The following is a 21,680-nucleotide window of genomic DNA, read 5'->3' as shown; positions in this document are numbered from 1 at the left end:
ATTTGATAAAAATCTTAGAGCATAAAGTGGATTTGCATTTCCCCGACGAGGAAACCGAGCACAGCACCGACGATAATCAATGACCATTCATCTTCTTTGAATGCTGGACGTAACATACCTTCAAATTCTTCAGGGCTGAGGCGTTGCATACGATCAACTAAGGTATTACGAACATTCATTGCATCTTCAGCATAAGATTCAACATAACGCATCGTATCTGGCAACTGTTTTAAAATACGTTCAGCAACTTCAGCTTTCAGGCTTTGATACTTCTCGCCACCAATTGCGTACACCACCAATGGGCGAACAATACCTGCTTGTAAATCAATTTCTTGTTTTACATGGCGGCTTACCAGTTCAATTACCTTGTCTGAGTGAGTCCCTGAAAAAAGCTCTTCCATCATGTTGCGAGAGGTGAGTAACTGTTTCGAGATTAATGCAGCGTAGTCCGCAGCCACTTCATTTTGACGTTTAATGAATAGTCCTTGCCATGTGTAACCCATGATTTTTTTCGGGTACAAAGGTCTAAACATCATTTGTAATGCGATCCAGTCACTAAAGAAACCGACAAAACCACCAAACATTGGAAGCATCCAAGGATATTTTCCTTGTGTCACAATCCAACAAAGCATTTGTACGACACCAATCGCGAATCCAAAAATAAAGCCGACATTACTAAAGAATTTAAATTCTTGTTTGCCGACTTTTTTAAAGATTTCATTGAGGAGGCGTTTATCTTTGAGTAGGTTGTTGACCACCATGTGTTTGATATCGAAGTATTTAGACACATCACGCTGTACTTCACTCATGATGTGTTCAACGATTTCAGGTGCTTTGGTTTGGACACGTTTGATCAGTTTTTGACGAGCAAACTCTGGCATCCCTTCCCATAAACCAGGTTGGTATTGCTGAGCAACTTCACGAGTGATGTCTTCAGCGGCTGCCATGAGCGGTTTTTCAATTTCTTTTGCGATGCGTTTCGGATCGAGTCGTGCAAATATTTCTTCAGGTTTGATCAGTTTTGAGGTCATCAATTCAACGGCAGTGGTTGCCATTTTTTCAGCTTTGCGAGGAACGATACCTTGCCAGCCAATAGGAAGACCAAATAATCTTAACCCCTTAAACTCAAGTGGTGAGAACATCATTTGAATCGCAATCACTTTTGTTACATAGCCAATAAAGCCACTAATAAAAGGGATTGAAATATATAACCAGAAATTCTGTTGAAAATCTGCAATCATTTCTTGAAACATTATTGTATTGGTCCTTCAAGTCCTAATTGTTGTCTTATGACAAGACAAGCCATAGATGATAATGAAATGTTTTAGGACATTGGTGGTACACCAATATCTTTAGATTCTTTTAATTTTTCCTTTTATCAAGGACATCGCATTCACATAAAAAGGAAACGATGGGATCTATTGAATACCTTTCCATGGTAATGCTTTTTTCAGTTCATCATCTTAGCACCAATTTTTGCTTTGTGTTGAGCAGAATTGGCAAGAATTGTTGATTAAACTCTCTAAAATAGGCAAAAAGTTGTGAAATTTTAGTTTAAATTTCAGCAGGGATTAGCAAGTAAAGCTAAAAAATAAGATAGATGATGAATTGCGATGCGCCAAAGCGTGAAAAATGTTAGAATGTGGCGCTTAATTCATTTGCCTTTATGATTATCCCATGACGACCAATACTCAAATTACTGAAGATCGTATCCTTATTTTGGATTTCGGCTCTCAATATAGCCAGCTGATTGCACGTCGTGTACGTGAAGCGGGTGTCTATTCTGAAATGTATGCATTTGACATGTCTGAAGAAGATATTCGTGCATTTAATCCAAACGGGATTATTTTGTCAGGTGGCCCTGAGAGTGTACATGAAGAGGGTAGCCCACGAGCACCTCAAATCGTGTTTGAATTAGGCGTGCCAGTTTTGGGTATTTGTTATGGTTTACAAACCATGTCGGAACAACTTGGTGGAAAGGTAGAGCCAGGTACAGTTCACGAATTTGGTTATGCAGAAGTTGATATCTTGGTTCGTGACCAGTTAATTGGTAACTTGCAAGATCGTGAGAACCAGCTGCATGTTTGGATGAGTCATGGTGATAAAGTAAGCGCGATTCCTGAAGGTTTCCAAGTTACTGCAAGCACACCAAGCTGTCCTTTTGCTGCTGTAAGTGATGAAACACGTCGTTTCTATGGTGTTCAATTCCACCCTGAAGTGACTCACACTGCGAAAGGTGAAGAATTACTTTCTAACTTTGTTCATAAAATTTGTGGTTGTCGTGGTCTTTGGACACCTGAGCACATCATTGATTTACGTGTAGAACAATTACGTAAACAAATCGGCGATGAAAAAGTTCTTTTAGGTTTATCAGGTGGTGTTGATTCATCTGTAGTCGCAGCATTGTTGCATAAAGCGATTGGCGATCAGTTAACGTGTGTATTTGTAGATAATGGTTTACTTCGTTTAAACGAAGGTGATCAAGTTATGCAGATGTTCGCAGAGAACATGGGTATTCGTGTGATCCGTGCAGATGCAGAAGAGCGTTTCTTGACTGCGTTAGCGGGTGAAGTTGATCCTGAGAAAAAACGTAAAATCATTGGTCGTGAGTTTATCGAAGTATTCGCAGAGGAAGCTCGTAAACTTGATGGCGTAAAATTCTTGGCACAAGGTACGATTTATCCTGATGTGATTGAATCTGCTGCAAGCAAACAAGGTAAAGCACACGTCATCAAATCTCATCACAACGTAGGTGGTTTACCAGAAGATTTAGCTTTTGATCTTGTTGAACCATTACGTGACTTATTCAAAGATGAAGTACGTAAATTAGGTACAACTTTAGGTTTACCTCATAGCATGATTTATCGTCATCCATTCCCGGGTCCAGGTTTGGGCGTGCGTATTTTGGGTGAAGTGAAAAAAGAATATGCAGATATTCTACGTCTTGCTGATGACATCTTTATGCAAGAACTTCGTGCGAGTGGTTGGTATGACAAAACTGCTCAAGCATTTGCGGTATTCCAACCTGTGAAATCAGTGGGTGTTGTGGGTGACGGTCGCCGTTATGCATGGGTGATTGCACTTCGTGCGGTTGAGACTGTTGACTTTATGACAGCGCGTTTCGCTCACTTGCCATACGAGTTAGTTGATAAAATCTCTACGCGTATCATGAATGAAATCAAAGATGTTTCACGTGTAGTTTATGACGTGTCATCCAAGCCACCAGCAACGATCGAATGGGAATAATTTTCCAAAGAAAATTATTAAAAAAAGAGCGCTTAGGCGCTCTTTTTTATTTTAATATGTATAAAAATAGCACTTTAAGACAATCAAAATGCCTGTACCCAAATATCATGAACTCACACTTCCTATGCTGAAATATTTAAAGATGCAAACAGAAGCTGTAACTATTGCTGATATTAAAAATACATTGGCAATTCAACTCTCATTAACAGATGAAGATCTAGCACAGCGGCTGCCTAGTGGTTTGAATATGTTTAGCGATAGACTAAGTTGGGCAAAAACTTATTTATTAAAAGCTGGGTTAATTGAGCAGCCTAAAAGAGCATTCTGTCAAATCAGTGAATTAGGAAATTCAATAGATCTATCCAATTTAAAAACTATTGATAATAATTTTTTAAATCAATTTGAGAGTTTTGTGGCTTTTAAATCAGGAAAAGTGGTGGAAAATGGGGGAGTCTATCAATCAGCGATAGTGAATCAAAATGAACAGACCCCAGAGGAAAGTATTGAAGTCGCATCGAAGGAGCTTAAAGAGTCATTAAAAGATGAATTATTAGATAAAATTAAAAAAAATTCCCCAAGATTTTTTGAACAACTCGTTGTCGATCTTTTAGTAGCTATGGGATATGGCGGTTCACATCAAGATGCTGCACAAGCGATTGGGAAAACAAATGATGGTGGGATTGATGGAGTTATTAGTGAAGATCGTTTGGGATTAGATAAGATTTATATTCAAGCTAAGCGCTGGGAAAATACTGTGGGTCGTCCTGATATTCAACAGTTCAAAGGTGCATTAGCTGATCAGGTCGCTAAGAAAGGTGTGTTCATCACGACTTCGAATTTTAGCAAGGAAGCAGTTGAATCGGCTAAGAAATCAGGAATTGTATTGATTGATGGTAATAAGCTAACTTCATTAATGATTGAATTCGGATTAGGTGTTCAAATAGAACGAAGTTTTCATATATATAAAATAGATCAAGATCGCTTTGATGAAGATAATTTTTAAGAGTATTTAAGAGCTATTTATTTGCATATGTATACCCAAATAAATATTGTCCCAAAGATAACACTCAGCGTATTACCAAAACACTATATTGATTCATGCTTGAGTTGCTAAGATCATGAGAACAACTCATTGCAACAGCATAGGTAAAAGAGAGCGACATCATGAGTAATAATAACGATTACGACATTTCTGATTCAAAAGACTGTGAAACTTATATTAATCAGTTTATTCAAGATTTTACGATCCGTTCAGCAGAGATTGGAAAAGGGACAACGATTAAACGTGCATTGCCAAGCCGCCAAAAACGTTTAGTTGGTGCTTGGTGCTTTCTAGATCATGCAGGGCCAGTCAGCTTTCCAGCTGGAGATGGGTTAGATGTTGGGCCACATCCTCATATTGGTTTGCAAACCTTTACATGGATGATTGAAGGCACCATGATGCATACCGATAGCTTGGGTTCAAAACAGCTTATTCGTCCAAAACAAGTAAACTTAATGACAGCTGGACGTGGTATTTCTCATACAGAGGTCGCGCCTGATACTGAAACTCAAATGCATGCTGCACAGTTGTGGATTGCTCTTCCTGATAACAAGCGCAATATGGAGCCTAACTTTGAGCATTACCCAGAACTGCCTGTTGTGGTTAAAGATCAAGTTGAATTTACAGTCTTAGTCGGTGACTTCCTCAATACTCTTTCTCCAGTTCAAGTACATACACCTTTAGTTGGTGTTGATCTAACAGCTCAAGCGGATACTAAAACGCGTATACCACTCAATCCAGCATTTGAATATGCTTTCATGGCGCTTGATGGCACAGCTCGTGTGAACGGACATGAATTAACTGCTGATAATATGGTGGTTTTAGAAACAGGTTTGACGGAAATCGAAGTTGAAATCAAATCTGGTAATCGAGTGCTTCTCATTGGTGGTGAACCTTTTGAATCACCTATTTTGTTGTGGTGGAACTTCGTAGGACGCACGATGGAAGACTTGCAGCAAGCACGTGAAGACTGGATTAACCATGATGCACGCTTTGGTGAGATTCCAGATTATCAAGGCAAACGTTTGGAAGCACCAACGCTACCTGATCAAATGAGGGCTTCAAAATGAGTGTTATCGCAAGTGCAAAAGTTCTAACTTTACCTGAACCGTGGAAAGGGGAAGTGACTAGTGGAACGCATCAATTTTTGACAGATAAGCCTGAATCTTTCGGTGGACATGACACAGGTCCCGCACCATATGATTTTCTTACAGCTAGCCTAGCATCATGTACCATGATTACATTGCGCATGTATGCTCAACATAAAGAAATAGACTTAGGTGAGTTTACGGTTGAGGTGGATTTTCATACTAATCGGGAACAACAGGAGCGAATTGAACGTCGTGTCACCTTTAAGCAACCTGTTTCACCAGAGCTAAAAGAAAAACTTCTCAATGTATGTAGCAAGACACCTGTCACTAAAACTTTGTTACGCAGTTTAGACATTCAGACCGTGATTCTTTAAGGCTTTAGTGCTATTGTGCTTGGGCAAAACATAATTCTAAACGCAACTGTTAGAGGGATAAAAAACAACAGTTGCGTAGCACAAGCAGGCACACAAAATGATTACCTTACATTATCTGCAATGCTCACGTTCATTTCGAATACTGTGGGCATTAGAGGAGCTTGGTGTGGACTACCAAGTAGAGTTTTATCAAAGGTCAGCCAGTTACGCAGCACCAGAAATCCTTAAAAACATACATCCTCTCGGCAAAGCACCTATCTTGGTAGATGATGGCGATGTGATTGTTGAATCGGCAGTGATTTTGGATTATTTGCAGCAACAATATGATCGACTTCAACAGTTCAAACCCCAACAAGCGAAAGATCAAAGACAATATGACTATTGGATGCATTATGCAGAAGGTTCGTTGATGCCGCTTTTGGTGATGACTTTAGTCATGAACAATGTCAGTAAGCATGTACCGTGGGTGATTCGTCCAATTGCCGAGAAAATCACAGATGGCGTAAAAGGTGGTTTTATTCGTCCTCGTGTAAAAGAACATATTCTGTATTTAGAACAATATCTGTCTGAACATGATTATTTTGCAGGTGAGTTTTCATTTGCTGATATTCAAATGGCTTTCCCATTGATTGCGTTACAAAAACGTCTACATGGGAAATACCCAAATATTCAAGCCTTTGTACAGCGAATACAAGAGCGCGCGGCATTTCAACGTGCCGAACAGAAAAGTTTAGAATCTGAGTGTGGCTAGTTCAAATAATCCTGATCTAAATAAAAAAGGAACGATCAAGCGTTCCTTTTTAATTTGATATTTTGCCCATCAACGTTTGATGACAATCGAATCAATACCACTATTTTGAAGTGTTTGTTGTGCTGCTAAAGCGGCATCTTGGCTATCGTATGGTCCTGAAAAAACACGATACCATGTTTGACCATTTTCAACAGTTTTGACTACATCTGCCGATAAACCATTCAAAATAATTTCGGCACGTCTTGCATCGGCACTATCAGGATCGGGATAGCTTCGCACTTGTAAAATATAAGTGGCTTGAGCCGGAGCCGTTTGCTCACTTGGCGTAATTCCTCCTGACGCATCAGCGTTTGTCGTCTCTGCGGTTGGGGATTCAATAATCACGACATTACCTTGCTGTTTGGTTTCAGGAACAGCTTGTTCAGGAATTGGAGTGACTTGTTGTTGAGGGAGCAGATCATAGAAGCGATAGTCTTTGTTGGTATCTTCTTCTTGATAATGCTCTGATGTCACCTGGTTTTTAGCAGGTACAGGTTGCCATGGTTTCCATAGCATCAACATAACCGCAACACATAGAATCGCCAAAATGGCTACAAGCATACCGAGCCACTTAGGTATGAGTGGTTTTTGGGGTTTATTTGGTCGTTCAGATACACCACGTTGCGTTTTTCCAAACACCTGAAATTCCTCTTGATCCTATTATGTTATTTGTAACGTGAATCATTGAATAAACAAAGCATTATGTTCAAAAATAATGCGTTATTCACCTTATTATTTATCAGATAAAACCTAAGATAGTGTTTTTTTCTGTAAAGTGAATATGAATCTCTCATTTCTTAAACTTAAACGATATAAATAATAAAGCAAGCAAAGCGAACTTTGCTTGCATCTATTAATTATAACGTTGTTTAGATTACATTGAGTCTGGTGCAGATACGCCCAATAACTCTAAACCATTACGTAACACTTGCTGTACATTCGTTGAGAGCAGTAAGCGTGCTTGAGACAATGAGGTATTTGTTTCATCTACAAATTTCACACCATCTTGTGCATACCAACCATGGAATAGTGCAGCCAAATCTTTGAGATAGTTACCAATTTGATGTGGTTCGCAAACATTTGCAGCTCGTACAACAATTTCAGGATAAGCTGCTAATTTTGCAAGGATTTCTGTTTCTGTCTCTAAGGTTAATAGATCAGCAAACTGTCGTGCATTCGTAGCGTCAAATACAATGCCTTTTTCTTTAGCACGATTGACAATACTGTTTACACGCGCATGCGCATATTGGATGTAATACACCGCATTGTCTTTGCTTTGCGAAACTGCGAGGTCTAAGTCAAAATCAATGTGTTGCTCAGATTTACGCATCACGTAATAGAAGCGTGCCGCATCATTACCAACTTCTTTACGTAGATCACGCAATGTGACGAACTGACCTGAACGAGATGACATTTGTACCATCTCACCGCCACGCCACAAACTCACGAACTGAACTAAAAGTACAGTCAATTTCTTCGAGTCATAGCCCATCGCGTCAATTGCTGCTTTGACACGTGAGATATAACCATGATGGTCTGAACCCCAAATATCAATTAAGTCAGTATAACCACGTTGTAATTTATTCAAATGATAAGCAATGTCAGACGCAAAATAAGTGGTTTGACCATTACGACGTTTCACAACACGGTCTTTTTCATCGCCGAATTCGGTTGATTTAAACCAGATATTGCCATCTTTTTCGTAGAGGAAACCACGCTGATCAAGCGTTGCAAGTGCTTCATCAATTTTATCAGCCAATGATGCTTCACTAAACCATTGATCAAAAGTCACACCAAAGTCTGCGAGGTCGTCTTTAATATCATCTAAAATGGCATGCAAAGCCGCTTGGTGGAAAACGCGATAGCCTTCACCTAAATGCTTTTGAGAATTCGCAATTAAACCATCAATATGTTTTTCTTTATCCCCAGAGAGCACAACTTTGTTGCCATCAGCGTCTAATTCTTCTGCATATTGAACGTCTTCTGGTACATCTTTGTAGATATCTGCAACTGGACGAACATAAGCATCACCATCTTGATCAATGATGCTTTGTGCGATTTCTTTCACGTAGTCGCCTTGGTAGGCATTCTTAGGGAAAACAAGGGTTTGACCTGTTAACTCTAAATAGCGCAAATAAGTAGAAGTCGCCAAAATATCCATTTGACGACCAGCATCATTTACATAGTATTCGCGATCAACTTTAGCGCCTGTTGCTTCTAATAAGTTTGCAACAGTCATACCGTAAGCAGCGCCACGACCATGCCCAACATGTAGGCTAGAAGTAGGGTTCGCTGATACAAACTCAACTTGGATTTTTTTCGCAGCGTTCACTTGGCTACGACCATATTGATCTTTCTGTGCTTGAATTTGGTCGAGCACAGCAAAGCGTTGATCAGCATTTAAAAAGAAGTTAATGAATCCTGGACCAGCAATTTCTGCTTTACTAATATCAGCAACTTCTGGAAGTGCTGCTAGGATTTTTTCAGCAAGATCACGAGGTTTCATACCTGCAGCTTTCGAGCCAATCATCGCAATATTCGAAGCAAAGTCACCGTGACTTCGGTCTTTGGTACGGGTTAAATGGCTCGTGTTTGTCCAATCTGAAGGAAGTACCCCTTGTTGTTGAAGGGATTGCACCGCATGATCAAGAGCTGATTGTATTGCCGTATTCATAGTTACCGAAATAAATGTCGCGGAAAAACGCTAAATATAGCAAATTTCGCTCCTGTTAGGGGAGACATTTGGCGGCTGAGTGAATAATTTTAGTTAAGTAATGACCTGTGTGAATGAGAGGTTTATTGAATCTCAACTTTTAGTTTGATTGGTAATTTCTGATTTGAATGAATGTGGTTTGGATCAAGTGTTCAAGAGTTTTATATTATTTAATTATGAAATGGTTGATAACATCAAAATTTATGTGCTTAAGATTTATTGATAACTATGAATTATCACAAAATAATTATAATTGTATGAAAATATTATGAAATATCTCTTGTATGTCGCTATTGAATACTAAGCCTGAACTGTATCACTGTTTAAAATGTCATTTTTATACGAAATAGCCTTAAGCTATTAGACACCACGAGCATGAAGTGATCTTTAAGAGGCTTTTGTGCTCTAAGCTGGAAAAAGAGATAGGCAATGACAACAGGAAATCCAAGTAAACACCCTCTTTATATCCCATATGCAGGTTATACCCTCCTAGAATTACCACTTTTAAATAAAGGTTCGGCGTTCACTCAAGAAGAACGAACCAACTTTAATTTGCACGGTTTACTTCCACATATTATTGAAACTATTGAAGAACAGAGTCAGCGTTCATATCAGCAATATTGTGCGTTTAGTGATGACATCAATAAGCATATCTATTTACGCAATATTCAAGACACCAATGAAACCTTGTTTTATCACCTCATCGAACATCATTTAGAAGAAATGATGCCGATTATTTATACGCCAACTGTCGGGGAGGCATGTCAGCGTTTCTCAGATATTTACCGCCGTCATCGTGGTGTTTTTATCTCATATCCTGATCGTGAGTTTATTGATGATATTTTACAAAATGTGAATAAAAACAACGTAAAAGTGATCGTGATTACTGATGGTGAGCGTATCTTAGGATTAGGCGACCAAGGAATTGGTGGGATGGGTATCCCGATTGGGAAGCTGTCTTTATACACTGCTTGTGGCGGAATTAGCCCAGCCTATACTTTGCCGATTACGATTGATGTTGGGACCAATAATCAGCAACTATTAAATGATCCGATTTATATGGGGTGGCGTCAGCCTCGTATCAATGGCGATGAGTATTATGAATTCATTGATCATGTGATCAATGCGGTTAAACGACGTTGGCCAAAAGCTTTGATTCAGTTTGAGGATTTTGCTCAAAAGAATGCCATGCCGTTATTGCAAAAATACCGCGATAAGATTTGTTGTTTCAATGATGATATCCAAGGTACTGCAGCAGTTTCGGTTGGAAGTTTGATTGCAGCGAGTCGAGCAGCAGGAAAACAATTAAAAGATCAAACAATTGCCTTTTTGGGGGCAGGCTCAGCAGGTTGTGGTATTGCTGAACAAATTATTGCCCAAATGATGGCAGAAGGTTTGACGGATGCTGAAGCACGTGCACGCGTATATATGGTTGATCGTTTTGGTTTAATCACTGAAAATCAGCCGAACTTGTTAGATTTCCAGCGTAAGTTAGCGCAAAAGGCGGAAGTCATCGAGCAATGGGCGAAAGTTGAAGATATTATTTCTTTATTAGATGTTGTGCAGAATGTCAAACCGACCGTATTGATTGGTGTCTCGGGGCAACCAGGCTTATTCACTGAAGAAATTATTCGTACCATGGCGGCACATTGCGAACGTCCTATAGTCATGCCTTTATCAAACCCAACTTCTCGTGTCGAAGCAGTACCTGCAGATATAATCGAGTGGACTGAAGGGCGTGCGTTGATTGCAACGGGAAGTCCATTTGCACCTGTGAATTATCATGGTCAACTATACAATATTGCTCAGTGCAATAATTCTTATATCTTCCCAGGTATTGGTTTGGGTGTAGTCGCTTGTGCAGCTACCCGAATCACTGAAAATATGTTGATGGCTTCAAGTCGTGCATTGGCTGATTGCTCTCCTTTATTAGCAGATGCTCAAGCAGACTTATTACCTCCATTAGGTGAGATTCAGGCTGTGTCTAAAGTGATTGCTTTTGAGGTGGCGAAAGCTGCGATTCAAGATGGTGTTGCGGTAACGATCAGTGATGATTTATTGCAGCAAAAAATAGAAGAATCTTTTTGGCATCCTGAATACCGTCGATATAAACGAATCCCATTTTAAATAAAAAGGAGCGTTACGCTCCTTTTTTATGCTGCCAATATTTCCTCTAGAAGTTCATCACTAGGCGCAAAGTAATAGGCACCATCAACTGCTGTAGTGAAATGTAATAGGCGATCATGAATGCCATCACCAGCAGTTCCGAACATACGCTGTAACATTGCATCAATAATATTTAGATCATTGGTATAGGCGACGAAAAATAAACCTTGTTCACCTTTGCCATCACCATATGGCAAGCTGTGACGGAGGATTTCCATTTCTTCACCCTCATCGTCCTCCACGACTGTACGTGCAACATGGGAGTTTTCAGGTTTTACATCATCATCTAGTTCAATGGATTCTAATTTGGTACGACCAAATACTTGCTCTTGCGTATCGACTTTGAGTTGTTGCCATTTCGCTAAGTCGTGGACATAACGCTGTGCAAAAATAAAACTTCCATCCGCAAATTTGCCTGCTTGCTCAGGTAGCAACGCAGCTTCAGCACGATCGTCAGGAAATTGAGGGTTTTCAGTGCCGTCAATAAATCCTGTCATATCACGTCCATCAAAAAATCTAAAACAATGGCGTTCATCCAAGACTTCTACTTTGTCTTGAATGCCTGCAAAGAAAGCTTGACTGATTGAGAAGCAAATATCAGCACGTGCACTTGCAATATGAATAAATACATCTGCAGGTACAACAGGCATATTAAATGCGCCACTTTGAGGGTCGAGTTGTTTAAAACCTTCTGGTGTTTCAGTGCTGAGTTGTGCCCACAACTCAGGACCAAACGCAACGGCAGTTTTAATTTGATCATTTGGATGTTGGGTGATGAGGCGGTCGCGAGTTGATAGGAGAGCTTCAATCTGTTGTTTTAATTCAGAAATTGTAAGATCTTTTAAGCGAAGCACAATAAAGCGTGCATGATCTGAAGGTAGTGGAAGAATGACAGATTGAGCAGTCATTAAAATCTCCTTAATTATTTTTTAATACAGCAAAAAACAATATTGTGCCTGATGATATAACAGTTTAATAGTTTATTTATTCTTTTTTACCTCATGAATTAGCAGAAAATTTCAGCAATAAAACAGTATAATTCCACTTTTATTTATCTCTTTTATATATGAGTTTCCAAGTTTGGTTCGCCTTTATGTTGGCATGCTGGGTGATTAGTCTTTCTCCAGGGGCGGGGGCGATCGCTTCAATGTCGAGTGGTTTAAACTATGGCTTTAAGCATGGCTATTGGAATGCGATTGGCTTGCAGCTGGCTTTGATTATTCAAATTATGATTGTAGCCGCAGGGGTGGGAGTTCTTTTTGCGACGACACCGTGGGCGTTTCAGGTGGTGAAATGGTTTGGGGTCATTTATTTATTATATTTAGCTTATGTTCAGTGGACTGCCCCAGCTCAAAATATTGATATTCAAACCGAGCAGAAAAACACACCTGCTTTAGTACTGGTGTTTAAAGGATTCATCGTCAACATGAGTAATCCTAAAGCTATCGTTTTTTTGTTGGCTGTACTCCCACAATTTTTAGATTTAAACCAACCGCAGTGGATACAATATGTGATCATGGCGATTACAATGGTCGTGATTGATTTGATGGTGATGGCAGCATATACAGGACTTGCATCAAAAATCTTGAGATTACTGCGTTCACCTCGACAGCAAAAATATTTAAATCGAAGTTTTGCGGTGATGTTTGGTTGTGCAGCTGCATTGTTGAGTGCAATTCAGCAAACGAGTTAATCTTTTGCTGAAGACCCGCTAAGAGATTTAAATTTTTGTGTTGCGAAAATAGCTGCGAATGTCAGTGCCATACACAAAACGATGCTTAATCCTGTAGCAATATTTAATGCTGCACTTGACCATAATCCAACGGTTACTCCAAATTGAGCAAGCACAAATGCCCAAATCACCATTTGCTTAGGGGAGTGAGCCAGTAAGCGAGCACTCAATGCGGGAATGACCAGCAAAGCACCCATCAGTAGAGAGCCTACTGCGCGAAGTGCCAACACGGTAAATAAAGCGAGAAGCAACATAAAAACTAGACGTTGCCATTTAGCATTCACGCCTTCACTGATCGCAATGTCAGGATCAATAGAAATCTGAATTTGTGCGGACCATGAGCGATAAAGAACAATCAATGCTGCAGCGATAACAATCGCAAATAAAGGTAAATCAGCCCATTCGATACTCAACAGATCGCCAAATAAATAGCTTAATAGTTCAGGTCTTAAACTTGGTAAATGCTGTATTAGAAGTAGGCCTGAGCACAGTAATGTCGCTGAACACAATGCCAATAAGGCATCATTTGGCAATCTTGAATCATGTAGAACCCATAAAATAGCGACTAAGAGTCCTGCTAAACAACCAACACCTAACCAAAAAGGCAGTTGAAGCATTCCTGCTATAGCAACACCGAGTAATGTGCCATGCGCCATAGTGTCTGCAAAAAATGACATCCTGCGCCAAAGCATCAGACAACCTAAAGGTGCTGTAAGAAATACTAGCAATGTCCCCATGATCCAAGCAGGTAACAGTAACTCTAACCATTCCATCATCTCTTAGACCTTTGGTTCAGGGTGGATATGCGGACGAGGGTCATGCGTACAGGGTTCAACATGATCGCTATGCCCACAATGATTGTGGTGATGCTGATAAAACATGCGTTGAGTTCCGAAAATTGCTTGATACTCAGGATGCTGTTGAATGCTTTCAGGTAGTCCGCTACAACAAATGTGTTTATTGAGACAAACTACACGATGCGTACCTTGCATAACCCACTGTAAATCGTGAGAAACCATTAAAACAGCACAACCATAACGCTCTGGCAGACTACGTACGTATTCATACAGTTCGGCTTCTGATTGGATGTCTAAACCCTGCATGGGTTCGTCAAGAACCAAAATATCAGGTTGACGTAATAAGGCGCGAGCAAGGAGAACACGTTGACGTTCTCCTCCAGATAACTGCTGAACTTTAGATAATTGTAGTTTTGAAATCCCAGTGTCCTGAATAATTTCTTTGCGAAGATCACTTGCACATGTTTCTAGATCAAGTAAGTCTTGGACACGTAAGGGCAGGCTGCTAGACGGATTAAATTTTTGTGGGACATATGCCATTTTTAGCTTTTTAGCAAAAGTGACTTTGCCTGCGTTGGGTTGCATGATGCCAAGCAATACTTTGATCAACGTAGACTTACCAGCGCCATTCGGACCAATCAATGTGACGATTTCTTTTGCTTGTAAAGCAAAATTAACATTTCTAAGGATGTCTCGTTCATCTCGTCGAACCGAAATATTTTCAAGTTCAATCAATGAAGGGTTTATTGACGAGTGCTGCACTGATGACATTTTCCAGAGATTTCAATAATGCTGTGTTGCGCGATAAATTGATCAGATGCCGCCAATTGATCTAACTGTTGAATTAAGCCTTGAGCAGATGCTTCTTTTACAGAGTGGCATTCTGTACAAATCAAAAAAGCAGCTTGATGTCCTTCACGTGGATGGCAGCAAGGGATGTAAGCATTGATTGAGGTTAAACGATGGATTAAGCCTTTCTCTAGCAGGAAATCTAATGTTCGATACACGGTGGGTGGTGCAGCAGGACGATCAGCTTGTCCTTTTATTTTTGCCAGAAGATCATAAGCACCCATAGGTGCCGAGGCATTTAGAATGAGTTCAAGAACTTCTTTGCGTAAAGGTGTTAGTCGTGCGCCAACCGCAGTACATAAAAGCTCTGCTTCCGCAATTCTTGCTTTAATATCGTGATGACCGTGGACACCGTGCAAAGCATTATCATGTTCATGTGAACAAGAACTCATAACTTGACCTCATTGTTTTGCACATATCATAACATGCAAATGATCTATAACTATCTATATCGTGATCTTGATGATTATGATGACAAGGGGCTTGGAAAATAGACATAGGCAATTTTTAACTTTTGTTATATTATAACATGCTTCGCTAAGTTGAGTACTACTGTAATGTCACGCCTTTTAATCTTTGTTTTCTTTTCAATGTTTAGTACATGGGGGTGGACTCAAAGTTTAGTGGTTTCGACACATCCCATTTATTTGATCGCTAAGGAAGTAACACAAGGAATTGAAGAGCCTGTATTACTTTTAAATGATCAAACAGGACATGATGTTCAATTGACACCTGCTCACCGCAAAGCGATTCAGGATGCCTCTTTAGTGATATGGCTAGGCAAGGCACATGAAGCACCTTTAGAAAAGCTCCTAGGACAAAATAGAAAAGCGATTGCTTTATTGGACTCAGGAATTTTAACGATACTTCCTCAGCGTAGTTTACGTGGAGCAGCTTTGGCGAATACGATGGATAGTCATGTTTGGCTGGAACCGAACAACGCGGTTCGTATTGCCTTCTTTATTGCGACATTGCGATCACAGCAAAATCCTGAAAATAAAAATAAATATATGTCAAATGCAAAAAACTTTGCACAACAAATGCTACAGGCTTCGCAAATATACGAGAGTACTAATAAGGCAAAACCATATTGGTCTTATCATGATGCCTATCAATATTTAGAGCGGGCGCTGAATTTGAAGTTTGCTGGAGCATTAACTGATGATCCGCATATTGCGCCTACAGCTGCACAAATAAAGTACTTAAAAGATAGTCGACCAAAGTCAAAAATGTGCCTATTGGCTGAAACTTCGGCAAGTTCAAGCCAATATCAGAAGCTGAATCCCATCATCTTTGAATCGGTAGATGAAAGCATGAGAGGGGAGGATGATTTTGTGGTTGCTTGGAAAAAATTGGCTTCAAAAACCGATAAGTGCGTATTAAGTGCGCAAAAATGATGAAAAAAAATTAATTGAGTTGACTCTATCGTCAGAAAATATGGTAACGAAAAAAGCAGACTTAAGTCGAGAAAAGATTGCATGTTCAGGGGTGTAACTCTATAATGCCTGCGATTCGAAACGATCATCAATAAAACTTGTCAAGCAGTTACGCTGTAAGTGGGTAAAAAATGAGCCGAACTAGTCGCATGATTGACCGACGATTAGCAAAAGCTTTGGTCTTCTTACAAGCGTGTATGATTCCAGTGGCAGCTTTATTGGCTTGGCTGATTAAAGATACAACTGCTGCTTTAAGTGCTGCGCTTGGAGCTTTGGTCTGTTGGTTAGCACACTGTTATTTTGCTTGGCAGTCGTTCAGAACGGCAGGTGCCAGAGCATCAAAACAAGTCATGCTAAACATGTATCGAGGCATGCTTGGGAAGTTTGCGATTGTGATCGTTGGTTTTATATTAATTTTAAGCAATGTTAAACCGCTGTCACCGGTTGCATTGTTTAGTGGATTTATCCTCGTACAAGCGATGTCGTGGGTCGCGCCGTTTTGGGCGTCGCGTCTACAAAAACGTGGATAAAGCACATTTTGAGATTTTTGGAAGTAAAAACGAGATTATTGCAGTACGCATGGTTCGTTTAACTTCTTTTTAATGATTGACATTGACCAGGTGTGATTTATGGCTGCTGAAGAACATGCCCTGACTTCGACCGAGTATATCAAGCATCACTTGACCAATATGACCTATGGCAAAATGCCTGATGGTACATGGAAATTGGCTGAGACTGCTGAAGAAGCTCAATCGATGGGGTTCACTGCAATTCACTTGGATTCAATGGGTTGGTCTATCGGACTTGGTGTTATTTTCTGTTTGTTGTTCTGGACAGTTGCGAAAGCTGCGAATGCAGGTGTACCAACTAAATTCCAATCAGCGATCGAGATGATCATTGAGTTTGTTGACTCAAGTGTTCGTGATACTTTCCACGGCAAATCACGTTTAATTGCTCCACTTTCATTGACCATTTTCGTGTGGATTTTCCTCATGAACGCAATGGACTTGATTCCTGTAGACTGGATTCCTTATCTAGCTCAACAGATTGGTGCAAGTGTATTTGGTATGGACCCTCACCACGTTTATTTCAAGGTTGTTCCATCTACTGACCCGAACATTACTTTAGGTATGTCATTGTCGGTATTTGTGTTGATCTTGTTCTACAGCATCCGTGAAAAAGGTGTTGGAGGATTCGTTGGCGAGTTGGCACTTAACCCGTTTAATCCAAGTAACCCAGTTGCAAAAGCGTTATTGATTCCAGTGAACTTGATTTTGGAATTAGTAACTTTCCTTGCTCGTCCAGTTTCGTTGGCTCTACGACTGTTCGGTAACATGTATGCAGGTGAGTTAATCTTCATCTTAATCGCGTTATTACCGTTCTGGATCCAGTGGGCGTTATCTGTGCCTTGGGCTATCTTCCACATTCTTGTAATCACGCTGCAAGCATTTATCTTTATGATGCTGACCATCGTTTACTTGAGCATGGCAAGCGAAAAGCATTAATGGTATTGCCTAACTATCACCTGATGGTTGGGCTTAAATTTTAGTTTAATTTGGTAATAACCTAACCTCTGAGGAATTTTTCATGGAACTCACTTTAGGTCTAGTTGCAATTGCATCTGCTATCTTGATCGCTTTCGGTGCTTTAGGTACTGCGATTGGTTTTGGTCTTTTAGGTGGTCGCTTCTTGGAAGCTGTTGCTCGTCAACCAGAATTGGCTCCACAACTTCAAACTCGTATGTTCTTAATCGCGGGTCTTCTTGATGCTGTGCCTATGATCGGTGTTGGTATTGGCTTGTTCTTCATCTTCGCTAATCCATTTGTAGGTTAATAGCTTAATTCCTAAATCCACATATTGAGGAATAGCGAAATGAATATCAACCTCACATTGATTGGTCAAGCAATTGCATTTGCGATGTTCGTCGCATTCTGCATGAAGTTTGTTTGGCCACCACTAATCAATGCGATTAGTGAGCGTCAGCGTAAAATCGCTGATGGCTTAAACGCTGCTGAAAAAGCTAAAGCTGACCTTGCTGATGCGCAAGCACAAGTTAAGGCAGAGTTAGATGCAGCGAAAGCACAAGCGGCTCAATTGATCGAACAAGCGAACCGTCGTGCAGCACAATTGGTAGAAGAAGCGCGTACCCAGGCTGCGGCTGAAGGTGAGCGTATTCGTCAACAGGCGAAAGAAACTGTTGATCAAGACATCAATGCTGCTCGCGAAGAATTACGTCAACAAGTTGCTGCTTTGGCAGTTGCTGGCGCAGAAAAAATTCTGAACCAACAAGTTGACGCAGAAGCTCATAATGCCATGCTGACTCAGCTGGCTGCTAAACTATAAGCGAGGCGAAATATGGCTGAACTCTTGACGTTAGCACGCCCGTACGCCAAAGCAGCATTTGCTTATGCATCTGAGCAGAATGCAACTGACGCTTGGTCAAATGCGTTACAACTGCTCAGTGCTGCGGTGCAAGACGAAGCATTTTCCGCTTATTTAAATCGCCCTGAGCTGACTCCTGCGGAACAAGTAGGTCTTTTTGCGAAAGTTTTAGGTGAAGATCAATCTCAATCAGTGTCTAACTTTTTGACACTTCTTGCAGATAACGATCGTTTAGTTTTATTGCCTGAAATTGCTGCAGAATACGAATTACTTAAATCGCAGAACAACAACACGTTGGAAGTGGAGATTGAATCTGCTTTTCCAATGGATGCGACACAAGAGCATATTTTAGCTCATGCGCTTGAAAAACGTTTTAACAGAACTGTACATGTGACTGTTAGCGTTAATCCAGCGTTAATCGCAGGTGTTGTGATTCGTGCAGGCGACCAAGTGATAGATGACTCTGCGCTTAACAAGCTTGAAAAAATGCGGACTCGTCTTCTTGCGTAACAGCAAAAAGACTGAACTTAAAAAAGATTGAGGAATAGCGCAATGCAACAACTGAATCCATCCGAGATCAGTGCGCTCATTAAACAGCGTATCGGCGATCTGGACACCAGCGCGACCGCTAAGAATGAAGGTACCATCGTCATGGTATCTGACGGTATCGTGCGTATTCACGGTCTTGCGGATGCAATGTACGGTGAAATGATCGAATTCGACGGCGGCTTATTTGGTATGGCACTGAACCTAGAACAGGATTCAGTGGGTGCCGTTGTTTTAGGTAACTACCTAAGCCTTCAAGAAGGTCAAAAAGCTCGTTGTACAGGTCGTGTATTAGAAGTTCCGGTAGGTCCTGAACTTCTTGGCCGTGTCGTAGACGCTTTGGGTAACCCAATTGATGGTAAAGGCCCTATTGATGCAAAACTAACTGATGCTGTTGAAAAAGTAGCACCAGGTGTAATTTGGCGTCAATCTGTCGACGAACCTGTTCAAACTGGTTATAAATCAGTTGATACCATGATCCCTGTAGGTCGTGGTCAGCGTGAGTTGATCATTGGTGACCGTCAAACTGGTAAAACAGCAATGGCGATCGATGCGATCATCGCTCAGAAAAACTCTGGCATTAAATGTGTATACGTTGCGATTGGTCAAAAACAATCAACAATTGCAAACGTTGTACGTAAGCTAGAAGAAACTGGCGCTATGGCGTATACAACTGTTGTCGCAGCTGCGGCAGCTGATCCTGCAGCGATGCAGTATTTAGCTCCGTACTCAGGCTGTACAATGGGTGAATACTTCCGTGACCGTGGTGAAGATGCGTTAATTATTTATGATGATTTGTCTAAGCAAGCTGTTGCTTACCGTCAAATTTCATTGTTATTACGTCGTCCGCCAGGTCGTGAAGCGTATCCAGGTGACGTATTCTATCTTCACTCACGTCTTCTTGAGCGTGCTTCGCGCGTTTCAGCTGACTATGTTGAGAAGTTCACGAACGGTGCAGTAACTGGTCAAACTGGTTCTTTAACTGCGTTACCGATCATTGAAACTCAAGCGGGTGACGTATCTGCATTCGTACCAACGAACGTAATTTCGATTACTGACGGTCAGATCTTCTTAGAAACATCATTATTCAACGCAGGTATTCGTCCTGCTGTGAACGCGGGTATCTCTGTATCGCGTGTTGGTGGTTCTGCTCAAACTAAGATCATCAAAAAATTGTCTGGTGGTATCCGTACTGCTTTAGCACAATACCGTGAATTGGCTGCGTTTGCTCAGTTCGCTTCTGATCTTGATGAAGCAACTCGTAAGCAACTTGAGCATGGTCAACGTGTAACTGAGTTAATGAAGCAGAAACAATATGCTCCTTACTCAATTGCTGACCAAGCTGTATCTGTTTATGCATCTAACGAAGGCTACATGGCTGACGTTGAAGTGAAGAAAATCGTAGACTTTGATGCTGCGTTAATTGCTTACTTCCGTTCAGAACATGCTGCGTTAATGCAACAGATCGATGAAACTGGTGATTATAACAAAGACATCGAAGCAGCATTCAAAGCAGGTATTGAGAGCTTCAAAGCGACTCAAACTTACTAAGTTTATCTTTAGTTAAGTTTGGTTCACGGATCAACCTTCGGAAGCTCGAAAGAGCTTTCGAATACTAGGTTAAGCGTATGGCAAATTTAAAAGAAATTCGCGCCAAAGTAGCTAGTATCAAAAGCACGCAGAAAATTACTCGCGCGATGCAAATGGTAGCTGCTTCTAAAATGCGTCGTGCGCAAGAGCGCATGGCTCAAGGCCGTCCGTATGCCGATAATATGCGCCGTGTAATTGCTCACTTAGTTCAAGCAAATCCTGAATATAAACACCGTTATATGGTTGATCGCCCTGTTAAGCGCGTTGGCTATATCGTGGTGTCTTCAGATCGTGGCTTGGCAGGTGGCTTGAACATTAACTTGTTCAAGAAAGTTGTGCAGCATGTCAAAGCACAACAACAGCAGTCAATTGAAGTTGAATTTGCTTTGATTGGTCAAAAAGCGGTTTCGTTTTTTAAGAATTACGGCGGTAAAGTGCTTGGTGCAACGACCCAACTTGGCGACGCGCCGAGTTTGGAGCAGTTAACTGGCTCTGTACAAGTTATGCTTGATGCATTTGATAAAGGCGAATTAGATCGTATCTACCTCGTTTCAAATGGTTTCGTCAATGCGATGACTCAACAGCCTAAAGTAGAACAACTTGTTCCTTTAGCACCAGCGCAAGCAGGCGATGATCTCAACCGTACTTATGGTTGGGACTATATCTACGAACCAGAAGCAGAAGAATTGTTAAATGGTTTGTTGGTTCGCTACATCGAGTCTATGGTTTATCAAGGTGTGATTGAAAACGTTGCATGTGAGCAGTCTGCTCGTATGGTCGCAATGAAAGCAGCGACAGACAACGCAGGCCAATTGATTAAAGACCTACAACTCATTTACAACAAGCTGCGTCAAGCCGCGATTACTCAGGAAATTTCCGAGATCGTTGGCGGTGCCGCTGCCGTTTAACATTATTAAGTTTGAATT

General features: G+C 40.8%; 22 protein-coding genes. 15 read left to right on the top strand and 7 right to left on the bottom strand.

Going from position 1 to position 21,680, the window contains the following annotated elements:
* Window positions 1–14 precede the first annotated feature (14 nt).
* Window positions 15–1,241, bottom strand: a complete 1,227-nt coding sequence (locus tag ACSC97_RS03200) for a DUF445 family protein (RefSeq protein ID WP_171065615.1) — start codon at window positions 1,239–1,241, stop codon at window positions 15–17.
* Window positions 1,242–1,677: 436 nt separating this feature from the next.
* Between ACSC97_RS03200 and guaA the strand changes: the two genes are divergently transcribed.
* From guaA to ACSC97_RS03175, 5 genes are all read left to right on the top strand, one after another.
* The gene (gene guaA / locus ACSC97_RS03195) at window positions 1,678–3,246 is read left to right on the top strand and encodes a glutamine-hydrolyzing GMP synthase (protein WP_004905594.1); all 1,569 of its coding nucleotides are present in this window, start codon (window positions 1,678–1,680) and stop codon (window positions 3,244–3,246) included.
* 88 nt (window positions 3,247–3,334) lie between these two features.
* Window positions 3,335–4,249 carry a restriction endonuclease gene (locus ACSC97_RS03190; protein ID WP_280095003.1) on the top strand — a complete coding sequence of 305 codons (915 nt, stop codon included), beginning with the start codon at window positions 3,335–3,337 and terminating at the stop codon, window positions 4,247–4,249.
* A 161-nt stretch (window positions 4,250–4,410) separates the two neighbouring features.
* On the top strand, window positions 4,411–5,358 hold the full coding sequence (locus ACSC97_RS03185) for a pirin family protein (RefSeq protein ID WP_125299860.1): 948 nt from the start codon (window positions 4,411–4,413) through the stop codon (window positions 5,356–5,358).
* Window positions 5,355–5,753, top strand: coding sequence for an OsmC family protein (locus ACSC97_RS03180; protein ID WP_004905587.1), 399 nt, complete (start codon window positions 5,355–5,357; stop codon window positions 5,751–5,753). The genes ACSC97_RS03185 and ACSC97_RS03180 overlap by 4 nt, the downstream gene beginning before the upstream one ends.
* Before the next feature lie 97 nt (window positions 5,754–5,850).
* Window positions 5,851–6,504: a glutathione S-transferase family protein gene (locus tag ACSC97_RS03175; RefSeq protein ID WP_004905585.1), complete on the top strand. Its 654-nt coding sequence runs from the start codon at window positions 5,851–5,853 to the stop codon at window positions 6,502–6,504.
* A gap of 69 nt (window positions 6,505–6,573) precedes the next feature.
* On the opposite strand, the gene ACSC97_RS03170 is transcribed toward ACSC97_RS03175, so the two are convergent.
* Window positions 6,574–7,182 carry an SPOR domain-containing protein gene (locus tag ACSC97_RS03170; RefSeq protein WP_280095002.1) on the bottom strand — a complete coding sequence of 203 codons (609 nt, stop codon included), beginning with the start codon at window positions 7,180–7,182 and terminating at the stop codon, window positions 6,574–6,576.
* A 235-nt stretch (window positions 7,183–7,417) separates the two neighbouring features.
* Entirely contained in the window at window positions 7,418–9,217 is a 1,800-nt protein-coding gene (gene argS / locus ACSC97_RS03165) for an arginine--tRNA ligase (RefSeq protein ID WP_087540517.1), read from the bottom strand.
* A gap of 468 nt (window positions 9,218–9,685) precedes the next feature.
* Between argS and ACSC97_RS03160 the strand changes: the two genes are divergently transcribed.
* Window positions 9,686–11,383 carry an NAD-dependent malic enzyme gene (locus tag ACSC97_RS03160; protein WP_004956579.1) on the top strand — a complete coding sequence of 566 codons (1,698 nt, stop codon included), beginning with the start codon at window positions 9,686–9,688 and terminating at the stop codon, window positions 11,381–11,383.
* Between the two features lie 26 nt (window positions 11,384–11,409).
* Here ACSC97_RS03160 and ACSC97_RS03155 read toward each other — a convergent pair whose 3' ends face one another.
* Complete coding sequence (locus tag ACSC97_RS03155; protein WP_130576299.1) at window positions 11,410–12,330, bottom strand: Dyp-type peroxidase; 921 nt, start codon at window positions 12,328–12,330, stop codon at window positions 11,410–11,412.
* Window positions 12,331–12,488: 158 nt separating this feature from the next.
* On the opposite strand from ACSC97_RS03155, the gene ACSC97_RS03150 reads away from it, so the two are divergent.
* Window positions 12,489–13,115, top strand: coding sequence for a LysE family transporter (locus ACSC97_RS03150; protein ID WP_004905561.1), 627 nt, complete (start codon window positions 12,489–12,491; stop codon window positions 13,113–13,115).
* Here ACSC97_RS03150 and znuB read toward each other — a convergent pair.
* The 3 genes from znuB to ACSC97_RS03135 are packed head-to-tail and all read right to left on the bottom strand — an operon-like array spanning window position 13,112 to window position 15,192.
* Window positions 13,112–13,930 carry a zinc ABC transporter permease subunit ZnuB gene (gene znuB / locus ACSC97_RS03145; RefSeq protein ID WP_436659277.1) on the bottom strand — a complete coding sequence of 273 codons (819 nt, stop codon included), beginning with the start codon at window positions 13,928–13,930 and terminating at the stop codon, window positions 13,112–13,114. The genes ACSC97_RS03150 and znuB overlap by 4 nt on opposite strands.
* 3 nt (window positions 13,931–13,933) lie before the next feature.
* The gene (gene znuC, locus ACSC97_RS03140) at window positions 13,934–14,722 is read right to left on the bottom strand and encodes a zinc ABC transporter ATP-binding protein ZnuC (RefSeq protein ID WP_436659275.1); all 789 of its coding nucleotides are present in this window, start codon (window positions 14,720–14,722) and stop codon (window positions 13,934–13,936) included.
* Window positions 14,695–15,192, bottom strand: coding sequence for a transcriptional repressor (locus ACSC97_RS03135; RefSeq protein ID WP_004905556.1), 498 nt, complete (start codon window positions 15,190–15,192; stop codon window positions 14,695–14,697). Before ACSC97_RS03135 ends, znuC begins: the two co-directional genes overlap by 28 nt.
* A 165-nt stretch (window positions 15,193–15,357) precedes the next feature.
* On the opposite strand from ACSC97_RS03135, the gene ACSC97_RS03130 reads away from it, so the two are divergent.
* The 8 genes from ACSC97_RS03130 to atpG all read left to right on the top strand — a co-directional run bounded on the left by ACSC97_RS03130 (window position 15,358) and on the right by atpG (window position 21,662).
* Window positions 15,358–16,197 carry a metal ABC transporter substrate-binding protein gene (locus ACSC97_RS03130; RefSeq protein WP_004905554.1) on the top strand — a complete coding sequence of 280 codons (840 nt, stop codon included), beginning with the start codon at window positions 15,358–15,360 and terminating at the stop codon, window positions 16,195–16,197.
* A gap of 170 nt (window positions 16,198–16,367) precedes the next feature.
* Complete coding sequence (locus tag ACSC97_RS03125; RefSeq protein WP_004956567.1) at window positions 16,368–16,766, top strand: ATP synthase subunit I; 399 nt, start codon at window positions 16,368–16,370, stop codon at window positions 16,764–16,766.
* A 99-nt stretch (window positions 16,767–16,865) separates the two neighbouring features.
* A complete protein-coding gene (atpB, locus tag ACSC97_RS03120) occupies window positions 16,866–17,741 on the top strand; it encodes a F0F1 ATP synthase subunit A (RefSeq protein ID WP_004905552.1) in 876 nt (291 codons plus the stop codon).
* An 82-nt stretch (window positions 17,742–17,823) separates the two neighbouring features.
* Window positions 17,824–18,069 carry a F0F1 ATP synthase subunit C gene (gene atpE, locus ACSC97_RS03115; RefSeq protein ID WP_000424060.1) on the top strand — a complete coding sequence of 82 codons (246 nt, stop codon included), beginning with the start codon at window positions 17,824–17,826 and terminating at the stop codon, window positions 18,067–18,069.
* Between the two features lie 39 nt (window positions 18,070–18,108).
* Entirely contained in the window at window positions 18,109–18,579 is a 471-nt protein-coding gene (locus ACSC97_RS03110; RefSeq protein ID WP_004905548.1) for a F0F1 ATP synthase subunit B, read from the top strand.
* 12 nt (window positions 18,580–18,591) lie between these two features.
* Window positions 18,592–19,128: a F0F1 ATP synthase subunit delta gene (locus ACSC97_RS03105; RefSeq protein WP_004905545.1), complete on the top strand. Its 537-nt coding sequence runs from the start codon at window positions 18,592–18,594 to the stop codon at window positions 19,126–19,128.
* Window positions 19,129–19,170: 42 nt separating this feature from the next.
* A complete protein-coding gene (gene atpA, locus ACSC97_RS03100) occupies window positions 19,171–20,715 on the top strand; it encodes a F0F1 ATP synthase subunit alpha (protein ID WP_004777723.1) in 1,545 nt (514 codons plus the stop codon).
* 77 nt (window positions 20,716–20,792) lie between these two features.
* Window positions 20,793–21,662, top strand: a complete 870-nt coding sequence (atpG, locus tag ACSC97_RS03095) for a F0F1 ATP synthase subunit gamma (protein WP_004665202.1) — start codon at window positions 20,793–20,795, stop codon at window positions 21,660–21,662.
* The last annotated feature ends 18 nt before the right edge of the window (window positions 21,663–21,680 follow it).

The sequence above is a fragment of the Acinetobacter sp. P1(2025) genome (assembly GCF_051390655.1).
Taxonomy (GTDB): Bacteria; Pseudomonadota; Gammaproteobacteria; order Pseudomonadales; family Moraxellaceae; genus Acinetobacter; species Acinetobacter junii.
This window is presented reverse-complemented; position numbering and strand designations above follow the sequence as displayed.

Excerpts from the sequence above, each read along its gene's own strand:
- ACSC97_RS03200 (WP_171065615.1), bottom strand. The coding sequence starts at position 1,241 with ATGATTGCAGATTTTCAACAGAATTTCTGGTTATATATTTCAATCCCT.
- guaA (WP_004905594.1), top strand. The coding sequence starts at position 1,678 with ATGACGACCAATACTCAAATTACTGAAGATCGTATCCTTATTTTGGAT.
- ACSC97_RS03190 (WP_280095003.1), top strand. The coding sequence starts at position 3,335 with ATGCCTGTACCCAAATATCATGAACTCACACTTCCTATGCTGAAATAT.
- ACSC97_RS03185 (WP_125299860.1), top strand. The coding sequence starts at position 4,411 with ATGAGTAATAATAACGATTACGACATTTCTGATTCAAAAGACTGTGAA.
- ACSC97_RS03180 (WP_004905587.1), top strand. The coding sequence starts at position 5,355 with ATGAGTGTTATCGCAAGTGCAAAAGTTCTAACTTTACCTGAACCGTGG.
- ACSC97_RS03175 (WP_004905585.1), top strand. The coding sequence starts at position 5,851 with ATGATTACCTTACATTATCTGCAATGCTCACGTTCATTTCGAATACTG.
- argS (WP_087540517.1), bottom strand. The coding sequence starts at position 9,217 with ATGAATACGGCAATACAATCAGCTCTTGATCATGCGGTGCAATCCCTT.
- ACSC97_RS03160 (WP_004956579.1), top strand. The coding sequence starts at position 9,686 with ATGACAACAGGAAATCCAAGTAAACACCCTCTTTATATCCCATATGCA.
- ACSC97_RS03155 (WP_130576299.1), bottom strand. The coding sequence starts at position 12,330 with ATGACTGCTCAATCTGTCATTCTTCCACTACCTTCAGATCATGCACGC.
- ACSC97_RS03150 (WP_004905561.1), top strand. The coding sequence starts at position 12,489 with ATGAGTTTCCAAGTTTGGTTCGCCTTTATGTTGGCATGCTGGGTGATT.
- znuB (WP_436659277.1), bottom strand. The coding sequence starts at position 13,930 with ATGATGGAATGGTTAGAGTTACTGTTACCTGCTTGGATCATGGGGACA.
- znuC (WP_436659275.1), bottom strand. The coding sequence starts at position 14,722 with ATGTCATCAGTGCAGCACTCGTCAATAAACCCTTCATTGATTGAACTT.
- ACSC97_RS03135 (WP_004905556.1), bottom strand. The coding sequence starts at position 15,192 with ATGAGTTCTTGTTCACATGAACATGATAATGCTTTGCACGGTGTCCAC.
- ACSC97_RS03130 (WP_004905554.1), top strand. The coding sequence starts at position 15,358 with ATGTCACGCCTTTTAATCTTTGTTTTCTTTTCAATGTTTAGTACATGG.
- ACSC97_RS03125 (WP_004956567.1), top strand. The coding sequence starts at position 16,368 with ATGAGCCGAACTAGTCGCATGATTGACCGACGATTAGCAAAAGCTTTG.
- atpB (WP_004905552.1), top strand. The coding sequence starts at position 16,866 with ATGGCTGCTGAAGAACATGCCCTGACTTCGACCGAGTATATCAAGCAT.
- atpE (WP_000424060.1), top strand. The coding sequence starts at position 17,824 with ATGGAACTCACTTTAGGTCTAGTTGCAATTGCATCTGCTATCTTGATC.
- ACSC97_RS03110 (WP_004905548.1), top strand. The coding sequence starts at position 18,109 with ATGAATATCAACCTCACATTGATTGGTCAAGCAATTGCATTTGCGATG.
- ACSC97_RS03105 (WP_004905545.1), top strand. The coding sequence starts at position 18,592 with ATGGCTGAACTCTTGACGTTAGCACGCCCGTACGCCAAAGCAGCATTT.
- atpA (WP_004777723.1), top strand. The coding sequence starts at position 19,171 with ATGCAACAACTGAATCCATCCGAGATCAGTGCGCTCATTAAACAGCGT.
- atpG (WP_004665202.1), top strand. The coding sequence starts at position 20,793 with ATGGCAAATTTAAAAGAAATTCGCGCCAAAGTAGCTAGTATCAAAAGC.